This is a genomic window from Oerskovia sp. NPDC060338, assembly GCF_042726295.1.
In the GTDB taxonomy this organism is placed as follows: Bacteria; Actinomycetota; Actinomycetes; order Actinomycetales; family Cellulomonadaceae; genus Oerskovia; species Oerskovia merdavium.
In genome coordinates, this window is sequence record NZ_JBHXCQ010000012.1 from 29,558 (window position 1) to 47,835 (window position 18,278).

Consider the following 18,278-nt stretch of genomic DNA (forward strand, 5'->3'; position numbering starts at 1 on the left):
CAGGTCCCGCCCAGGTCTGCGAACCTGGCCACGCTCCCACGGAACGGGCATACTGGACGATCAGCCCACGTTCCACTGACGGAAGGTCCCTCGTGCCGCTGGATTCCCCCGTGCCCGACCACCTTCCGCAGACCCGGGCCGAGCGTCGTCGCGCCGAGCAGATCGCGTCGCCGCCGTCCGGCGCCGCCCGGCGCCGACGCCGGGCCGAGGCCGTCCGCCACGCCCGTGCGGGGGGCGAGGGGCGTCGCGCGACCGCGCTGCCCCAGGTCATGGTGGTCACGCTCGGCCTCGTGGGCGGCCTGCTCGCGGTCCCGGCCGTCCAGGAGGTCGGCGGCCAGGGACCGGGGCTCGAGCCGATCGGCGCGCGCTGGGACGCCGCGCTCGGCCGCGACGTCGACCGCGCGAGCCGGAGCGACGCCTCGCGCGGGCCGGTCCTCGCCGAGGGCGGTACGGCACGGCAGCCGACCTCGCCGCAGACCGCGCCGGACGCACAGGTGACCACCCCGGTCCCCGACGCGCCCGCGGCGGCGTCCCCGGAGCCGACTCCAGAGCCCGCGCCCGAGGCGACCGCCCCCGCAGGCCCGCCGCAGCTCGGCGCGACCGGACCCGAGGTCCAGGCGATCCAGGAGCGGCTTCAGGTGCACGGGGCCACGGTCCTGGCCGACGGCGAGTTCGGTGCGGGGACCGACCGCGCCCTGCGCACGTTCCAGGCGGCGCAGGGCCTCGAGCCCGACGGCGTGGCGGGCGCCGTGACCCAGGCCGCGCTGCTCGCGGACCCCGCCCCCTCGACGGGCGGAACCGGTTCGACCGGGGGAGCCCCGTCGTCGGGCACGGGAGACATGGCCGCCGTGCTGGACCTCGTCAACACGCACCGTGCGGCCGCGAGCTGCCCGGCCCTGCGCGCCGACGACCAGCTCGCCCGCGCCGCGACCCTGCACGCGCAGGACATGGTCGACCAGGGGTACTTCAGCCACACGAGCCTCGACGGGCGGACCTTCGGCGACCGCGTGACCGCCCAGGGGTACGCACAGCCCGGCGGCGAGAACATCGCGGCCGGTCAGCAGACCGCCCAGGCCGTGGTCGACGCGTGGATGGCGTCCGAGGGGCACCGCGCGAACATCCTCAACTGCGACTTCACGGCGATGGGACTGGGGCGCGCGGGAAACACCTGGGTGCAGGTCTTCGGGTACTGAGGACGCCCGGAAGGGTCCGAGGTGTCCGCTTGCCGGGCGAGCCGGTGCACGCCGCGACATACTCAGGTGTGAACCCGTCCCCCGAAGCAACGCCCGAGCCCGCCGCCCAGCAACGTCTCGACCACGCCCCGCTCCGCTCGGCGGTCATCGTCAACCCGAACCGGGTCGATGGGCTCGACGAGCTCCGTCGGACCATCGAGTCCCAGCTCGCCGACGCGGGCTGGCCCGCCCCCGCCTGGCTCGAGACGACCGCCGAGGATCCCGGCACCGGCCAGGCCCGGCAGGCCGTCGACGACGGCGCCGAGGTCGTGTTCGTCAGCGGCGGTGACGGCACCGTGCGAGCCTGCATCGAGGGGCTCGTCGGGACCGACGCGGCGCTCGCGGTCCTGCCCGGCGGCACGGGCAACCTCCTCGCGACCAACCTCGGCATCCCGCCGAGCCCGGAGGACGGCATCCGCCTCGCGCTCGACCGCGGGCGCCGCGCCGTGGACGTCGGCGAGGTCGACGGTCAGGCGTTCGCCGTCATGGCGGGCATGGGGCTCGACGCCGCGATGATGGAGGACGCACCGACAGCGCTCAAGGCCAAGGCGGGTGCTCTCGCCTACGTCGTCTCGGCGTTCAAGCACCTCGCCGACGACGAGATGAAGGTCGAGGTGCGCGTGGACGACCGGCCGGTGCTGCGCCGTCGGGCGCGCAGCGTGCTCGTGGGGAACGTCGGCAAGCTCCAGGCGGGCGTCAACCTGCTGCCCGACGCCGTGCCCGACAACGGGCAGATGGACGTCGCGATCCTCGCGCCCCGCAACCTGGGCCACTGGGTCCAGCTCCTCGTCGGGGTGCTGCGTGGACGCAGGCGCGTCCCCAACATGGAGGTGCTGCGCGGGTCACGGATCTCGGTGATCTCCGACCGGCCGCAGCCACGCCAGCTCGACGGCGACGTGATCGAGCCGTCGAGGAAGCTCGAGGTCAGCGTGCGCGCCGGGGCGCTGTGGGTGTGCGTGTACCAGCCCGACACGTCCGACGACATCGCGGAGGGCGCGCCCACGGGCGGGTGATCCAGGCCAGTCGCTGAGTGCGGAGCTCTTGTGCGACACGCCCGGCGTTTCTCGCAAGAACTCCGCACTCACGGGGAGAGGGGCGGTCGTGGGACGCGCGCGCCGGCGCCCAGCGCCGTGCGCTACGGTGGCCGCGCACCACCCAGCACACCGCACCACCGCACCACCAGCACGACCCACAACTCCACACACCCACGGGAGCTCGCAGCAGCGAGCTGAGAGGGCGGCTCAGCGCCGCCGACCGTTCGAACCTGTTCGGATCATGCCGACGTAGGGAGAGAGCAATGAGCTCTGAGACCGCTGTGCCCGCGCACACCATCACGACCGGACCCATCGCGGGGTCCGCCAAGGTCCACCACCCCGTCCCGGGCGCCGCGCACCTGCGCGTCCCCGAGCGCCGCGTGCACCTGAGCAACGGCGAGCACCTGGACCTGTACGACACCTCGGGCCCGTACACCGCGTCGGACGACCCCGCGGCGTTCGACCTCGCGGGGGGCCTGCCCGCCCTGCGTGCGTCCTGGCTCCGGCCCAACGCCGCCACCACCGAGCGCGGCACGGGTGGCGCCCGGACGCAGCTCGCCTGGGCGCGGGCCGGGGTCGTGACCGACGAGATGCGCTTCGTCGCGGCCCGCGAGGGCGTCGACGTCGAGCTCGTGCGCGACGAGGTCGCGCGGGGCAGGGCCGTGATCCCGGCCAACCGCCGCCACCCCGAGATCGAGCCCATGATCATCGGCAAGGCGTTCGGCGTGAAGATCAACGCGAACATCGGCAACTCGGCCGTGACGTCCTCGATCGAGGAGGAGGTCGAGAAGATGGTGTGGGCCGCCCGCTGGGGCGCGGACACCCTCATGGATCTCTCGACGGGCAAGGACATCCACGAGACCCGCGAGTGGGTGCTGCGCAACTCCCCGATCCCCGTGGGGACCGTGCCGCTCTACCAGGCGCTCGAGAAGGTCAAGGGCGATCCCTCACAGCTCACGTGGGAGATCTACCGCGACACCGTGATCGAGCAGGCCGAGCAGGGCGTCGACTACATGACCGTGCACGCGGGCGTCCTCCTGCGCTACGTCCCGCTGACCGCTCGCCGCGTCACGGGCATCGTGTCCCGCGGCGGCTCGATCATGGCTGCCTGGTGCCTCGCGCACCACCAGGAGTCGTTCCTGTACACGCACTTCGCGGAGCTGTGCGAGATCCTGCGCGACTACGACGTGACGTTCTCGCTGGGCGACGGCCTGCGCCCGGGCTCGATCGCGGACGCCAACGACGCGGCCCAGTTCGCCGAGCTGCGCACGCTGGGCGAGCTGACCAAGGTCGCGAAGTCCTACGGCGTGCAGGTCATGATCGAGGGCCCGGGGCACGTCCCCATGCACAAGATCGTCGAGAACGTGCGCCTCGAGGAGGAGCTGTGCGAGGAGGCGCCGTTCTACACGCTCGGCCCGCTCGCGACCGACATCGCGCCCGCGTACGACCACATCACGTCCGCGATCGGGGCCGCGATCATCGCGCAGGCCGGGACCGCGATGCTCTGCTACGTCACGCCCAAGGAGCACCTGGGGCTGCCCGACCGCGACGACGTCAAGACGGGGGTCATCACGTACAGGATCGCGGCGCACTCGGCCGACCTCGCAAAGGGCCACCCGCGCGCGCAGCTCCGGGACGACGCGCTGTCCCGTGCCCGGTTCGAGTTCCGCTGGCACGACCAGTTCGCGCTCTCGCTCGACCCGGACACGGCCCGCGCGTTCCACGACGAGACCCTGCCGGCCGAGCCCGCCAAGACCGCGCACTTCTGCTCGATGTGCGGGCCCAAGTTCTGCTCGATGCGGATCTCGGCGGACGTGCGCGAGTACGCCGAGGAGAACGGGCTGACGTCGGTCGAGGCGATCGAGGCCGGCATGGCGGAGAAGTCGAGCGAGTTCGCGGACGCGGGCGGCCGGGTGTACCTCCCCGTGACTCCCGCCCAGCCCGTGGCGCCGAGCGAGCCCGTGGCGCCGAGGTAGAACGTCCTGCGCGAGATAGGACGCAGCGCGCACTACCTCGCGCAGGACGTCCTACCTGGGCCGGGTCACCGTGCCGACGGCGCCGCGATCCCGTGCTCGTACGCCCACACCACGAGCTGGACACGGTCGCGCATGCCCGTCTTGGTCATGATCCGGCTCAGGTGCGACTTCACGGTGCTCGCCTCGAGGAACAGCGTCGCGGCGATCTCGGCGTTCGACTGCCCGCGGCACAGCAGCGCCAGGATGTCGTGCTCGCGCGCGGTGAGCAGTCCCGAGGCGGTCTCGTCCGGCGCGGCGGGGGACCGTCGTCGGGCGAACTCGTCGATCACGCGGCGCGTGAGCGTCTGGTCGACGAGACCCTCGCCCGACGCCACGCGCCGCACCGCGTCGACCAGCACGTCGGGCTCGGCGTCCTTGAGCAGGAACCCGCTCGCCCCGGCCTCCAGGGCACCGAACACGTAGTCGTCCAGGTCGAACGTGCTCACCACGAGCACCGGCACGGGGTCGACGACGCCCGGTCCCGCGAGCGCGCGCGTCGCCGTGATGCCGTCCCCGCCGGGCATGCGGACGTCCATGCACACGACGTCGGGGCGCTCCCGGCGCGCGACGCGCACGGCGTCCGTGCCGTTCGCCGCCTCGCCCACGACCTCGAAGCCCTCGCTCTCGAGGATCACGGTGAAGCCTGCGCGGACGACGGCCTGGTCGTCGACCAGCACCACTCTGGTCATGGGGCCTCCTGCCCGACGGCGGGGCCCGGCTCGTCCGCGGACGTCGCCGAGCGCACGGGGATGGTGGGGGACACGGCGTCGGCCGGCCGGGGGACCGTGAGCCGGACCCGCCAGCCGTCTCCGGGGACCGGTCCCGCGCTGAGGGTCCCGCCGACGAGGGCCGCTCGTTCGGTCATGCCGATGAGGCCGTGACCGGGAGGGGTCGGGTCGCTGGACGGGTCGGAAGGCCTGGCCGGACCCATGGTGCTGATCGCCGCGACCGGCAACCGGTTGGTCACCGTGAGGACGAGCGCGGCCTGCTGGTAGTCGGTCACGACCTCGATCGCGCGCCCCGGCGCGTGGCGGCGCGCGTTGGTCAGCGCCTCCTGGAGCACGCGGTACACCGTGAGCTGCGCCGCGGGGGACAGGAGGAACGGCTCGCCCAGCCGCGCGTCGCGCACCTCGGCGCCCGCGCTGCGTGCGAGGTCGATCAGCTCGTCCGCGTCGTCGAGCGTGGGTTGCGGCGCGGCCGGCGCCTCCTCGCCCGGCTCGCCGGGCCCGGCCTGCGACGAGCTGCGCAGGATGCCGACGACCAGGCGGAGGTTGTCGAGCGTCTCGCGTCCCTGGGTGCGGATCCAGCGCATCGACTCCTTGGCGCGCTCGGGGTCGCGGTCGACCAGGCGCTCGGCCGCGGCCGCCTGGACGACGATCCCCGACAGGTGGTGCGCGGCGACGTCGTGCAGCTCGCGGGCCATGCGACCGCGCTCCTCCAGGACGGCCTGCGCCGCGAGCATGTCGCGCTCGCGCTCGGCCTGGGCCACGCGCCCCTGGAGCTGGGCGAACAGCTCACGGCGCGTGCCGACGTACGCGCCCACGAGCGCCGAGGCCACGTACGTCAGGAGCGCGGACGCCAGCCCGCCCCAGACCTGGACCGCGACGGGCGTGGGACCCGTCGACGTGATCGGCACGGGTCCGCCGAGCACGAAGCTCAGCAGCACCTGCACGCCCGCCGCGGCCCCGGCCGCCCACAGGGCCGTGCGGCGCGGTGCGTACGCGCCGACCGAGTAGGCCGCGACGAGCGTCGCGGGCGCCTGGAACGAGACGAACGCGGGGAGCACCGGCACGAGCGCGACCTGGCCCACCACGGTCAGGGCGAGCGCGAGCAGCGGTGCCCGACGGCGCAGCGTGAGCGCCATGGCCTGCGCGACGACGATCACGATCGCTGCGACCCGTCCCCCGGTCGAGAACTGCAGGGAGTCGGGCGCGCCGTCGACCACGATGCCGAGGTCCGTCAGCGCGACCCGCTCGACGGCCAGCAGGAAGCCGACCGTGAGGACCGCGACGACCGCGCCGAGCAGGGCGTCGCGACCCGTCGCGGTGCGGATGCCGACCGCGGCGAGCCGGCGGTGCAGGGCGTCGAGCACGAGGGCTCCTCTCGGGTCGAGCGGTCGATGTCCGGTAGTCGGTCGGGCGGGCCGGTGCGTGAGGCTGCCGGTACGGGCGGGCCCGGGCTCGGGTGCCCCGACCCCGGGCGACACGCCCACCCGGGTGAGCGGCGCCGTCGGGCACCACGGTACGTGGCCGTGGCCCCCGACGGCGCCGCCGCGAGAGGACCGTCAGACGAGGTCGCGGCGACGGAACGTCACCGCGCCCGACCCGAGCGCGACCGCGACCCACGCGACCAGGCCCAGGATCGCGGCCCCGACGCCCAGGGGGGCGAGGCCGCCCAGGACCGACGTCGCGCTCTGGCCGGTCGACGCGAGCGACCCCAGCCCCAGCGGCAGCCACGCCGCCGCGCTCGACGTGCCGCCCGAGAGCAGCACGACCGCGGCCTGGATCAACGGCTCGACCACCACGAGCCCCACGACGACCAGGATCGCGGCGACCTGCCCCCGGATCAGCGTCCCGATGCCCAGCCCCAGCCACGCGAACAGCACCAGGACCACGAGCCCGCGCCCCCACACGCCCAGGACGTCGCCCGCGCCGACCATGAGCTGCGCGCCCGGCGACGACGCGACGGCCACGAACAGGCCCAGTGCCGTGAGCACCGCGAGGGCGGCGCCGATCACGAGCGCGACGACCGCGGTCGCGCCCGCCTTGCTCCCGAGGATGCGTAGGCGCGACGGGACCACGAGGGCCGTGGGGACGATCCCGCCGGTGCGGAAGTCGGTCGTGATCGCGAGGACGCCCAGCAGCAGCATGCAGATGACCGAGATCCCCGCCGAGCCCGAGCCCGCGGGGCCGTTGCCCAGCAGGTCCAGCATGGCGCGCTGGACGGCGGCCGAACCCAGGTCGGTGAGGCCCGTGAGGTCGGGAGCGAGGTCGGCGGTCAGCTCGGGCGAGGCCTGGAGGCCCACGGTGGCCCCGCCGCCCATGCCCTCGAGCCCGGCCAGGATGCGCGGCAGGGCGATCGTCAGGACCTGGACCAGGACCATGCCCGCGAGGGCGACGATCCCGAGGATCCAGGGCGTGCGGGTCGTGCGTAGCTTGAGCAGCTCGGCGCGGAACATCAGCGCACTCCTTCGGTCTCGGCGGTCAGGTTCAGGTAGAAGTCCTCGAGCGACTCGCCCCGGACGAGGTCCTCGAGCGGGCCGTCGGCGATGACCTGGCCCTGGCCGATCACGACCAGGTCGTCGGCCACCTGCGTGACCTCGGCCAGGACGTGGCTCGCGAGCAGCACCGCCCCGCCGCCGTCCGCGAACGAACGCAGGACCTCGCGCATCCACCGCATGCCCGCAGGGTCCAGGCCGTTCGCCGGCTCGTCGAGCACCAGGACCTGCGGGTCTCCCAGCAGGGCTGCGGCGAGCCCGACGCGCTGGCGCATGCCCAGCGAGTACGTGCGGACGCGCCGGTCGGCCGCCCGGTCCATCCCGACGAGCGCGAGCACCTCGTCGACCCGGCGGCCCTCGATCCCGGCAGCGGTCGCGAGGACCCGCAGGTGGTCGCGGCCGCTGCGGCCCGGGTGCAGGCCGCCCGCGTCGAGCAGCGCGCCGACGACGCGGCCGGGGTGCTCCAGGGCCGCGTACGGGCTGCCCTGGATCGTCGCGGTGCCGGCGCTCGCGGACGCGAGCCCCAGCAGGACGTCGAGCGTGGTGGTCTTGCCCGCGCCGTTGGGGCCGAGCAGCCCCACGACCCTCCCGGGCTCGACGGCGAAGCTCACGTCGCGGACGGCGTCGAACGTCCCGTAGGACTTGCGCAGGCCCACGATCTCGATGGCTGGCATCGGGGATCCCTTCTCCTCCGGCCACGCTGCCGAGGTGCCGCGCGCCGTGCCTCCAGCCTGTCTTCCGGGCCGTGGCGGGCGCTTCTGGCGGAGGGAGGAAGGTGGGTTGCGACTTGCGGCGGAGGGCCCGGCGTCCGTCGGTGGGAGGTGGGCCGCATCCTGTCCCCGACAGCGGCCCCTCTGCGCCGAGGGCGGTCGCCGGGGCGTCCCGCGGAGGCCATCCTCCGGACGCGCGCCTACCTGCGGGCGATAGGGTCACGTGATCGGCGCACGACCACGTGTCGCACCGGTGACGACCGACAGACAGGGGAGGGCTCATGCCCAGTACAGCGGCAGGCACCGCGCACACCGACGGCCCGACGGCGGAGCGAACCCGGCCAGGGACGCCCGGCAGGGCAGCACCCGCCCAGGCGTCCGACATCGCCCCGCGCGGGTACGCGAAGGGTCGCGCCAAGCGCGACGAGATCCTCGAGGCCGCGATGCGGCTCTTCGGTGAGGTCGGCTACCACTCGGCGTCGTTGCGCGAGATCTCCTCGCGCGTCGGGATCTCCCACCCGGGCCTCCTCCACCACTTCCCGACCAAGTCGGGCCTCCTCCAGGCGGTGCTCGAGCACCGTGACGAGGTCGATCTCGCGGTCTTCTACGCCGACCTCGAGGAGGGTGGGGACTACTTCGAGTCGCTGATCCGGCTGGTCGAGCGCAACGCGGCCCGGCCCGGGATCATCGAGCTCTACTGCATCCTGTCGGCCGAGGCGACGTCTCCCGAGCACCCCGCGCACGAGTTCTTCCAGCACCGGTACGACGAGGTGCTCGCGCGCAGCCGTCGCGAGCTCGCGCAACGGGCCGCCGAGGGGCGGCTGCGGCCGGGGACCGACATCCCGTCGACGGCTCGCGCCCTGATCGCGCTCATGGACGGCCTCCAGGTCCAGTTCCTGCTCGAGCGCGGGGGTGCCCGCCCGCCCGTGGACATGGCGGCCGGCCTGCGGTCCTACGTCGCGCTGGTCCTGGCCGACGACGGCACGACGGCGCGTGCCACGGCTCCCGGACCGGAAGCACACCAGGTGTGACGCGGGGCGCCTCCGGACCGATCGGTCCGGAGGCGCCCCGCGGTGGGCAGGTCAGCCCGCGTCGGCCGCCGCGAGGAGCTGCTCGAGCTGCGACTGGTCGAACATCATGCCGTCGAAGGCCGCGATGACCCGGAGCGGCATGTCGCCGGCCATGGCCAGCATGCTCTCGTCGATCGCCATGGCCGACGACCCGTCGTCGCCCGCCGCCATGGCGTCGCGCAGGATCGCCCCGGCCACCGGGTGGGCCAGGGCCTCGCTCAGCGTCGACGACGGCGTCAGGGGCAGGGTGACGTCCTCGCCGACCACCGTGACGGTGGCCGAACCGCGCAGGTCGCGCGACGAGGCGCCCACGGACACCACGAACTCGCCGCCCTCGACGACCCAGCGCCGCAGCACCGGGTGCCAGTACGACAGGTCGCGTGCGTCGAGCTCGAACGTGAGCGTGCGCGTCCCGCCGGGTGCGAGTGAGACCTTCCCGAACGCCTTGAGCTCGCGCTCGGGGCGCTCGACCGCGGACTGCGGGTCGCCCACGTAGACCTGGACGACCTCGGCGCCCGCGACGTCCCCCGTGTTGGTGACGGTCACGTCCACGGTGAGCGACGCCGTCGTGCCCTCGCCCGAGACCGCGACCGACAGGTCGTCGTACGCGAACGTCGTGTACGACAGGCCGTGGCCGAACGGGAAGGCGACGTCCATGCGCTTGGCGTCGTAGTAGCGGTACCCGACCAGCACTCCCTCGCCGTAGCGGACGTGCCCGAGCTCGCCCGGGAAGTTCCCGTACGACGCGTTGTCCTCGAGGCGGACCGGGACGGTCTCGGTGAGCTTGCCCGACGGGTTGCGGACGCCGAACAGCAGGTCGGCGATCGCCCCGCCGCCGGCCTGGCCGCCGAGCCAACCCTCGAGGATCGCCGCGGCGCGGTCCTGCCAGGGCGCGATCGCGACGGCCGAGCCGTTCGCGAGGACCACGACGACGCGCGCGCACACGGCCGAGACGGCCTCGAGGAGCGCGATCTGGTTCGCGGGCAGGTCCATGTCGTCGCGGTCGAAGCCCTCGGACTCGTGGCTCGCGGGCAGCCCCAGGAAGAGGACGACCGTCCCGGCGTCCCGGGCCAGTGCGACGGCCTCCTCGCGGAGGGCCGCGTCGTCGGCGTCGGACACCTCGGCCGTGATGCCGAAACCGGCCGCGAAGGAGACCTCGGAGCCGGTGATCGCGTTGATCTGCGTCAGAGCGTCGTCGAGGCGGGTCGGCTGGACCTGGCTCGACCCGGCGCCCTGGTAGCGCGGGGTGCGTGCGAACTCGCCGATGACGGCGATCGACGCCGCGGGGGTGGGGTCGAGCGGGAGGACGGTGGCGCCGTCCACGGGCTCGTTGCGCAGGAGGACCGCGCCCTCGGCGGCGGCCTCGCGGGCGAGGGCGTGGTGCTCGGCGACGTCGTAGGTCCCGGGCTCGGCGAGCGCGGGCAGGGCCCGGTTCAGGAGCGTGAGGTGGCGGCGTACGGCCTGGTCGAGGATCGCCTCGCCGAGCTCGCCCGCGCGGACCGCCGCGACGACCTCGGCGTCGGTGCGCCCGCCGGTCGCAGGCATCTCGAGGTCGAGCCCCGCGGCGAGCGCGGGCACGCGGTTCGAGACCGCTCCCCAGTCGGAGACCACGACGCCGTCGTAGCCCCACTCGTCGCGCAGGACCTCGGTGAGGAGCCAGTGGTCCTCGGACGCGTACGTGCCGTTGATCTTGTTGTACGAGCACATGACGGTCCAGGGCGAGGCCTTGGTGACGGCCCGCTCGAACCCGGTCAGGTAGATCTCGCGAAGCGTGCGCTCGTCGACGTCGGCCGAGACGCGCATGCGGTCGGTCTCCTGGTTGTTGGCCGCGAAGTGCTTGAGCGAGGTGCCCACGCCCTGGCTCTGCACGCCGTTGATGAGCGCCGCGCCCAGGTCGCCCGAGACCACGGGGTCCTCGGAGAAGTACTCGAAGTTGCGACCGCACAGCGGCGAGCGCTTGATGTTGATGCCCGGACCGAGGAGCACCGCGACGTCGTTCGCGCGGGTCTCGCGGCCGAGAGCCCGTCCGACGCGCTCGAGCAGCTCGACGTTCCACGTGGAACCGAGCGCCGCGGCCGTGGGGAAGCACGTCGCGGGGACCGAGTTCGCGAGGCCCAGGTGGTCCGCGGAGCCGCTCTGCTTGCGCAGCCCGTGCGGACCGTCGGTGACCATGACCGCAGGAACCTCTGCGCCGACGCGGTCGACGGGCTGCGTGTGCCAGAAGTCCAGCCCTGACGTCAACGACGCCTTCTCCTCGAGCGTGAGCTCCTGGATGAGCCGCTCGACGTCGAGCGGTCCGGCGGCACGTGCCGTGGTGGGGCTGGCGGGGTTCTCGTTGCTCACGGTGCACTTCCTCAGGGTTCGCGGCCAAGCCGCTCTGCTTGTTCGTCCGAGACTATCCGAGAAACCTACCGACTGGTAGGCATGTGGTCCGGGGTGTGCCGATCGACGGCTCAGTCGATGAGCGACCCCTCGGTCAGCACGGGCGTCGCGGCCAGGCAGAGACCGGTCCGGTCGCCCTCGGCCCAGGAGTCCTCGGAGGGGGTCCAGACCGAGAGCTCGATCCCCGCAGGGTCGACGTCGTCCGCCAGGACCGCGGGCACGCACACGCGCGAGACCTTTGCGTCCGCGCCGTCCTGGCCCGGCCACACGGAGTCGGTCGAGAAGTCCGTGCGCGCCACGACCTGCGCCTCGTGCGGGTCCCCGCACGGGACGACGCGCACCGTGGTGACGGCGCCGTCGTCGGGCAGCTCGGCGAGGCAGTTCCCCAGGACGAGCTGCCGCGCGTGCGCGTCCTGCGGTGCGCTCACGTCGGCGGGCAGCGCGCGCGTCGCCGCGCCGCCCAGCAGCAGGGCGACCGTCACGGCGATGGCCGTCAGCGACGTGGCCAGGCCCAGGGCGATGCCCGCCCACGCGAGGCCCACGCCTCGCGTGCCGTCCCGCCGGATCCGGGCGAGCGCCGCCGCTCCGACGCCCACCCCGACCGGCCCCAGCAGCAGGCCCGTCGGGATCGCGGCCACGGCGAGGGGCTCGGTCCGGGCGGCGGCCGGCTGCCAGCCCGGCGCGTAGTAGACGGCCTGGTCGTACCCGGGGGGCGGCGTGCTCATGCGGAGCTCGCCGCGATGCCGATGAACCAGAGCGCGAGGAGCGCCGTCATGACCGCTCCCACCGTGATCCCGGTGATCGCGTACCCGCGTCCCGTCGTCCCGTCGCGCGAGATCTGCTGGAGGGCCACGATGCCCAGGACCAGGCCGACGACCCCGGGGAAGAAGCACAGCGCCAGTCCGGCGAGCGACGTGATCATCGACGCGAGGGCCAGGCCGTTCTGTCGGGGAGGAGGCGCGAACGACGCCGTCCACGCCGGCCCCTGCTGCCATGCCGGGGGCTGGCCCTGAGGGGCGCCGGGGTACGGAGCGTTCGCCCCAGGTGGCCACTGCCCCTGGGGGTACGGCCCGGGCGCATGTCCGGGCGCGGGCGGGTAGGGGGATCCGTAGGGGCTCCCGTGGACCGGTGTCCCCGGCGCGCCGTACGGAGGGTGGGCCGGGCTGCCCACCGGCGGAGGCGTCGTCGGGAACCCGGCCCCCGCGGGGCCCGCGGGAGGGAAGTACGGGTCGGGCTCGACGGGGGCGTCCTCGATACCCGCCGCGGGCGGCTGGTACGGGACGAGCGGAGGCTGGCGCGTGGGTCCGCCGGGGGCGAGGTAGGGGTTCGGCGGGGGCGTCGGATCCTGGTCCGGCGCGCCGGGACCCTGCGGCGGGTAGGAGGTCATGGGAGAACCGTAGCGACGCGGCGCGGACCTCGGTGGAACTCCCCACAGGACTCGCCCCGCGGTGGCCTGTCGGGGCCGCGGCAGGGCACTCGCGATTATTTTGTGAGGATTCCACCCCAAACCGCCCTCAGCCCCTCGACACGGCCTTCCGCGTGTCTATGATCGTGGTGGTACCGGGCATCCGCGGTCTCTCGTACGAGGGATTTGGAAGGAGTCGTGCTTTTTTCGCTCGGCTCTCCGGTGCCCTACCGAGCGCGGCCGGCACAGGTCGCGCACGACGCATCACCGAGCAGTGAGGACGTCATGACCCTGCCACAGGCCGCACAGGCTCCCGCCACCACGAACGATCGAGCGGCGGTGGTTCTCGCTGCCGGTCACGACGACGCGTCGCGCGAGCTCATCACCCGACCGCTCGGCGAAGCGACCGTGGTCGAGCTCGCCGTCGCCAACGTCCGCAAGGTCGTCGCCGACGACCGCATCGTGGTCGTCGTCGCCCCCGGCGACACCACGGTCCGAGGGCTCCTGGGCGACGACCTCACGTACGTCGAGCAGCAGGACCTGCCGGGGACCGGCGGTGCGGTGCTCGCGGCGCGTGCCGAGATCGAGGCCTTCGCGATCCCCGCGCGCGAGGTCCTCGTCGCCTACGCCGACACGCCGCTCCTGCGCTCCGAGTCGTTGCTGGGCCTCCTGACCCGCCACACGCTCAAGGGCGCCGACCTCTCGCTGCTCGCGGCCGTCGTGACCGAGGACCTGCCCACCTACGGGCGGATCGTCCGCGAGGACGGCGAGATCACCGCGATCCTCGAGGAGGAGGACCGCCCGGCCGACGCCGGGAGCGGAGGCACCCCCACCGAGGTCAACGTGGGCGCCTACGTCGCGTCCCCCGGCCTGCTGTTCGCCGAGCTCGAGGCGATGCTGGCCGGTGGCGAGCACCGGCTCACCGAGCTCGCCCGCCGCGTCATCGCCAAGCACAAGAGCATCTCGTCGTACCGGATCTACGACACCGACGAGGTCCGGGGCATCAACACCCCCGAGGAGCTCCAGGAGGCCGCGGACATCCTCCTCAAGCGGCTCTTCATGCCCAAGAAGAACACCGACACCAAGATCGTGTTCGGCACCGGCGGGTGGCGCGCCATCATCGGTGAGGGATACACGCTCGCGAACGTGCGCCGCCTGTGCCAGGCGATCGCGAACGAGACCGTCCGCAAGGGCATCGACGGGCTGGGCGTCGTGATCGGCGGGGACCGTCGCTTCCTCTCGCGCGAGTCCGCCGTCGCGGCGGCCGAGGTCTTCGCGGGCAACAACATCCCGGTCACCCTCCTGCCCGACGACGTCCCCACACCCCTCGTGACGTTCGCGGCGCCGTACCTCGGTGCGGCCTACGGCATCATCGTCACCTCGAGCCACAACCCGCCCGAGTGGAACGGCATGAAGGTCTTCCGCCAGGACGGATCGCTGCCCCTCGACGACGAGACCGACCGCTACCAGGACGAGGCCAACGCACTGAGCGTCGACGACGTCATCACGCTCGACCTCGCGGTCGCCCGCAAGGCGGGCCTGGTCGTGGACAAGGTCCTCACCGAGCCCTACGTCGACGCGATCGAGAAGATCGTCGACGTCGACGCCGTCCGCGGCTCGGACCTGCGCGTCATCGTCGACCCGATGTACGGCACGAGCCAGCTCACGCTCGGCACGATCCTCAACGACATGCGCGTGCGCTCCGAGTTCATCCACGCCTCGCACAACCCGTTGTTCGGCGGGATCGCGCCCGCGCCGGACCTGCAGCGCCTGTCGACCCTGATCTCGATGATCAAGCAGGGCGACGGCCGCTACGACCTGGGCATGGCCACCGACGGCGACTCCGACCGGATCGGCATCGTCGACGAGACCGGCGAGTACATCTCGACCAACGACCTCCTGCTCCTCCTCTACTGGTACCTGCACGAGTTCCGCGGCGAGAAGGGCGGCGTCGTACGCAACCTCGCGACGACGCACCTGCTCGACCGGCTGGCCGCGCACTTCGGCGAGGAGTCGCGCGAGGTCAAGGTCGGCTTCAAGCACGTGACGGCCGGCATGGAGGAGATCGGCGCGGTCCTCGGCGGAGAGTCCTCGGGTGGCCTCACGGTCCGCGGCTGGATCCTCGGCAAGGACGGCATCTTCGCGTGCGCCCTGGTCGTCGAGATGCTCGCCCGCACGGGCAAGAAGATCTCCGAGCTGCGCGAGATGATCTACGAGATCACGGGTCGCCTCTACACCCTCGAGGCGGGCGTCGACTCGACGCCGGAGATGCGCGTCGCCGTGCCGCGTCGCCTCGAGGCGGACCCGCTCACGCACGTCGGGCCCTACCCGGTCGTGAGCATCTCCCACCTCGACGGCACCAAGATCGTCCTCGAGAACGACAACTGGGCGCTCCTGCGGTTCTCCGGGACCGAGCCGGTGCTGCGCATGTTCGTCGAGGCCGACTCCCCGGAGAAGGCCACCGAGCTGCTCGACTGGCTCAAGGGCTTCGTCACAGCGGGCGTCTGAGCCTCCCGCCCCCAGGGTCCCGCGACCTCGGAGGCTCGGACACGGGTCCGCGGCGCCACGACGCGCCGCGGACCGACCCACCTCACCACCTCCCACCCCACCTCACCGACAGGAACCGACCCGACGATGCGTTACGGCCATTTCGACACAGCTCGCGACGAGTACGTCATCGAGCGCCCCGACGTCCCCGTCTCGTGGACGAACTACCTGGGCACCAAGGACTTCTGCACCGTGCTCTCGCACAACGGCGGCGGATACTCGTACTACAAGTCGGCGCAGACCGGCCGCATCTCGCGGTTCCGCCAGAACGGCGTCCCGCTCGACCGCCCGGGGCACTACGTCTACCTGCGCGACGAGGCCGACGGCGACTACTGGTCGGTGTCGTGGCAGCCGGTGGGCAAGCCGCTCGCGGCCGACGGCGACCCGATCGACCCTGCGGGCGGTGCCGGTCGGTGGACGACGCGCCACGGCCTGAGCTACTCGACGTTCGAGGCGCAGTACAAGGGCATCGACGCCCAGCAGACGATCTTCATCCCCCTCGACGACGACGTCGAGATCTGGGACGTGCGCCTGACCAACACGACCGACGAGGTCCGTGAGCTGACCGTCGGGTCGTACGTGGAGTTCTCCTTCCACACGATCACGATCGACAACCAGAACCTCCAGATGTCGCTCTACTCGACGGGGTCGTCCTACGAGGACGGCATCATCGAGTACGACGCGTACTACGAGCCGTGGACGTTCCACTACTTCGCGTCGAGCGAGACGCCGTCGTCGTACGACTCGCTCCGCGACAACTTCATCGGCCCCTACCGGTCCGAGGCCAACCCGATCGCGATCGAGCGCGGGCACGGCTCGAACGAGAGCGCGACGACGCAGAACCACTGCGGTGCGCTCCAGCACAAGATCACGCTCCAGCCGGGGGAGACCAAGCGGCTCGTCTACATGCTCGGCTACGGCTCGCGCGCCGAGGCCGGCCGGGCGATGCAGGCCAAGTACGCGGACGTCGCGACGGTCGACACCGAGCGCGCCCGCCTGGCCGCCTTCTGGAAGGCCAAGCAGGACAAGCTGCGCATCCGCACGCCCCACGAGGGCATGAACACGATGATCAACTCGTGGACGCTGCTCCAGGCGGAGACCTGTGTCGTGTGGTCGCGCTTCGCGTCGTTCGTCGAGGTCGGCGGGCGCAGCGGCCTGGGCTTCCGGGACACGGCTCAGGACGTCATGAGCGTCATCCACACCAACCCGACCAAGACGCACCAGCGCATCGTGGAGCTCCTGCGGGCCCAGACGGAGGCCGGCTACGGCCTGCACCTGTTCGAGCCCAAGGCGTTCGACCCCGACGCGCCCAAGCTGCCGAACGTCCCGTCCCCGACGATCGTCCCGACGCCGGACCCCAAGGACCTCATCCACGGTCTCGAGGACACGTGCTCGGACGACCACCTGTGGCTCGTGCCGTCGGTCGTCGAGTTCGTCAAGGAGACCGGTCGCCTGGAGTTCCTCGACGAGGTGATCCCGTTCGCCGAGGGCACGCCCGCCACGGTGTACGAGCACCTCACGCGCGCGCTCGACTTCTCGAGCCAGCAGGTCGGTCAGAACGGCGTGGCCCTGGGGCTGCGTGCCGACTGGAACGACTGCCTCAACCTGGGTGGCGGCGAGACCTCGCTCGTGACGTTCCTGCACGCGTGGGCCATCCAGGCGTTCCTGGAGCTCGCGCGGCACCGTGCTGCGGCCGGGGACGAGAGCGCGGCAGCGGACGTCGCCAAGTACGAGGCCGAGCTCGAGCGCATCGCGAAGGTCGCGGACTCCCAGCTGTGGGACGGCGCCTGGTGGATCCGCGGCTACACGCGCGACGGCGTGAAGATCGGCTCGAACGACAACGACGAGGGCAAGATCTTCCTCGAGCACCAGGCGTGGCCCGTCATCGCGGGCATCACCACCCAGGAGCGTGGCGAGGCGTCGATGGACTCGGTGCGCGAGCTCCTGGGCTCGGAGTACGGCAACCACCTGAACTGGCCGGCGTTCACCAAGGTCGACGACACGGTCGGGTTCGTGACGCGCGTGTACCCGGGCATCAAGGAGAACGCGGCGATCTTCTCGCACCCGAACGCGTGGCCCATCATCGCCGAGGCCATGCTGGGCCGCGGTGACGAGGCCGTGCAGTTCTACGACGCGATCCTGCCGTACAACCAGAACGACAACATCGAGGTCCGCGGGGCCGAGCCCTACGCCTACGTGCAGTTCCTGTACGGCCGCGACCACGAGTGGTTCGGCAAGGCGCAGAACCCGTGGCTCACGGGCACCGCGGGCTGGATGTACACGGCGGCCACCAAGTACATCCTCGGTGTGCGCCTGGCCCTCGACGGCCTGGTCGTGGACCCGTCGATCCCCAAGGACTGGGACGGCTTCGAGGTGCGCCGTGAGTGGCGCGGCGCGGTCTACGAGATCGAGGTCCGCAACCCCGACCACGTCTCGAAGGGCGTGCGGTCGGTGACGCTCGACGGCGTCGAGCTCGACCCGACGCAGCCGATCCCGGTCCAGCCGGAGGGCTCCGAGGTCACGGTCGTCGTGACGCTGGGCTGAGTCGCCCTCAGCTGCCGAGAACGGGGTTGTGGGGGGGTGATAATTGAAAAAAAAGACAAACACCAATATGACGACCCGGGGGGTAACTTTGACCTGTAGCTCGCGTGTCGACAACGGTGGAG

The 18,278-nt window shown here is 72.5% G+C and carries 13 protein-coding genes and 1 riboswitch; of the genes, 6 read left to right on the plus strand and 7 right to left on the minus strand.

The genetic code is table 11. The features are described from left to right. Positions 1-110 precede the first annotated feature (110 nt). From ACFWGN_RS15295 to thiC, 3 genes are all read left to right on the plus strand, one after another. Positions 111-1,193, plus strand: coding sequence for a CAP domain-containing protein (locus tag ACFWGN_RS15295; protein WP_377617940.1), 1,083 nt, complete (start codon positions 111-113; stop codon positions 1,191-1,193). Positions 1,194-1,261: 68 nt separating this feature from the next. Then, on the plus strand, positions 1,262-2,245 hold the full coding sequence (locus ACFWGN_RS15300) for a diacylglycerol/lipid kinase family protein (RefSeq protein ID WP_377617941.1): 984 nt from the start codon (positions 1,262-1,264) through the stop codon (positions 2,243-2,245). A gap of 184 nt (positions 2,246-2,429) precedes the next feature. Then, a riboswitch (TPP riboswitch) is annotated at positions 2,430-2,539 on the plus strand. Continuing rightward, entirely contained in the window at positions 2,530-4,242 is a 1,713-nt protein-coding gene (gene thiC / locus ACFWGN_RS15305) for a phosphomethylpyrimidine synthase ThiC (protein ID WP_377617942.1), read from the plus strand. (Overlaps the previous riboswitch by 10 nt.) 65 nt (positions 4,243-4,307) lie before the next feature. Here thiC and ACFWGN_RS15310 read toward each other — a convergent pair whose 3' ends face one another. The 4 genes from ACFWGN_RS15310 to ACFWGN_RS15325 all read right to left on the minus strand — a co-directional run bounded on the left by ACFWGN_RS15310 (position 4,308) and on the right by ACFWGN_RS15325 (position 8,172). After that, positions 4,308-4,970 carry a response regulator transcription factor gene (locus ACFWGN_RS15310; RefSeq protein ID WP_191800991.1) on the minus strand — a complete coding sequence of 221 codons (663 nt, stop codon included), beginning with the start codon at positions 4,968-4,970 and terminating at the stop codon, positions 4,308-4,310. Beyond that, positions 4,967-6,373: a sensor histidine kinase gene (locus tag ACFWGN_RS15315; protein WP_377617944.1), complete on the minus strand. Its 1,407-nt coding sequence runs from the start codon at positions 6,371-6,373 to the stop codon at positions 4,967-4,969. The genes ACFWGN_RS15310 and ACFWGN_RS15315 overlap by 4 nt, the downstream gene beginning before the upstream one ends. Positions 6,374-6,565: 192 nt before the next feature. Then, the gene (locus tag ACFWGN_RS15320; RefSeq protein ID WP_377617945.1) at positions 6,566-7,459 is read right to left on the minus strand and encodes a hypothetical protein; all 894 of its coding nucleotides are present in this window, start codon (positions 7,457-7,459) and stop codon (positions 6,566-6,568) included. Next, positions 7,459-8,172 carry an ABC transporter ATP-binding protein gene (locus ACFWGN_RS15325; protein ID WP_377617946.1) on the minus strand — a complete coding sequence of 238 codons (714 nt, stop codon included), beginning with the start codon at positions 8,170-8,172 and terminating at the stop codon, positions 7,459-7,461. Before ACFWGN_RS15325 ends, ACFWGN_RS15320 begins: the two co-directional genes overlap by 1 nt. A 317-nt stretch (positions 8,173-8,489) precedes the next feature. On the opposite strand from ACFWGN_RS15325, the gene ACFWGN_RS15330 reads away from it, so the two are divergent. Next, positions 8,490-9,239 carry a TetR/AcrR family transcriptional regulator gene (locus ACFWGN_RS15330; RefSeq protein ID WP_377617947.1) on the plus strand — a complete coding sequence of 250 codons (750 nt, stop codon included), beginning with the start codon at positions 8,490-8,492 and terminating at the stop codon, positions 9,237-9,239. A gap of 51 nt (positions 9,240-9,290) precedes the next feature. Here ACFWGN_RS15330 and ACFWGN_RS15335 read toward each other — a convergent pair whose 3' ends face one another. The 3 genes from ACFWGN_RS15335 to ACFWGN_RS15345 form a co-directional block, all read right to left on the minus strand. Continuing rightward, on the minus strand, positions 9,291-11,621 hold the full coding sequence (locus tag ACFWGN_RS15335; RefSeq protein WP_377617948.1) for a glycoside hydrolase family 3 C-terminal domain-containing protein: 2,331 nt from the start codon (positions 11,619-11,621) through the stop codon (positions 9,291-9,293). A 110-nt stretch (positions 11,622-11,731) separates the two neighbouring features. Next, positions 11,732-12,385, minus strand: a complete 654-nt coding sequence (locus ACFWGN_RS15340; protein ID WP_377617950.1) for a septum formation family protein — start codon at positions 12,383-12,385, stop codon at positions 11,732-11,734. Then, complete coding sequence (locus tag ACFWGN_RS15345; RefSeq protein WP_377617952.1) at positions 12,382-13,047, minus strand: DUF4190 domain-containing protein; 666 nt, start codon at positions 13,045-13,047, stop codon at positions 12,382-12,384. Before ACFWGN_RS15345 ends, ACFWGN_RS15340 begins: the two co-directional genes overlap by 4 nt. Positions 13,048-13,350: 303 nt before the next feature. Here ACFWGN_RS15345 and ACFWGN_RS15350 point away from each other — a divergent pair, with 303 nt between their 5' ends. Continuing rightward, on the plus strand, positions 13,351-15,573 hold the full coding sequence (locus ACFWGN_RS15350) for an NTP transferase domain-containing protein (protein ID WP_377617954.1): 2,223 nt from the start codon (positions 13,351-13,353) through the stop codon (positions 15,571-15,573). Between the two features lie 126 nt (positions 15,574-15,699). Then, positions 15,700-18,156, plus strand: coding sequence for a GH36-type glycosyl hydrolase domain-containing protein (locus ACFWGN_RS15355; protein WP_377617956.1), 2,457 nt, complete (start codon positions 15,700-15,702; stop codon positions 18,154-18,156). Positions 18,157-18,278 lie beyond the last annotated feature (122 nt).

What these genes read in the sequence shown, in the direction of transcription:
- ACFWGN_RS15330 (WP_377617947.1), top strand. Translation starts at nt 8,490, where the DNA reads ATGCCCAGTACAGCGGCAGGCACCGCGCACACCGACGGCCCGACGGCG.
- ACFWGN_RS15355 (WP_377617956.1), top strand. Translation starts at nt 15,700, where the DNA reads ATGCGTTACGGCCATTTCGACACAGCTCGCGACGAGTACGTCATCGAG.
- ACFWGN_RS15320 (WP_377617945.1), bottom strand. Translation starts at nt 7,459, where the DNA reads ATGTTCCGCGCCGAGCTGCTCAAGCTACGCACGACCCGCACGCCCTGG.
- thiC (WP_377617942.1), top strand. Translation starts at nt 2,530, where the DNA reads ATGAGCTCTGAGACCGCTGTGCCCGCGCACACCATCACGACCGGACCC.
- ACFWGN_RS15310 (WP_191800991.1), bottom strand. Translation starts at nt 4,970, where the DNA reads ATGACCAGAGTGGTGCTGGTCGACGACCAGGCCGTCGTCCGCGCAGGC.
- ACFWGN_RS15340 (WP_377617950.1), bottom strand. Translation starts at nt 12,385, where the DNA reads ATGAGCACGCCGCCCCCCGGGTACGACCAGGCCGTCTACTACGCGCCG.
- ACFWGN_RS15325 (WP_377617946.1), bottom strand. Translation starts at nt 8,172, where the DNA reads ATGCCAGCCATCGAGATCGTGGGCCTGCGCAAGTCCTACGGGACGTTC.
- ACFWGN_RS15350 (WP_377617954.1), top strand. Translation starts at nt 13,351, where the DNA reads ATGACCCTGCCACAGGCCGCACAGGCTCCCGCCACCACGAACGATCGA.
- ACFWGN_RS15345 (WP_377617952.1), bottom strand. Translation starts at nt 13,047, where the DNA reads ATGACCTCCTACCCGCCGCAGGGTCCCGGCGCGCCGGACCAGGATCCG.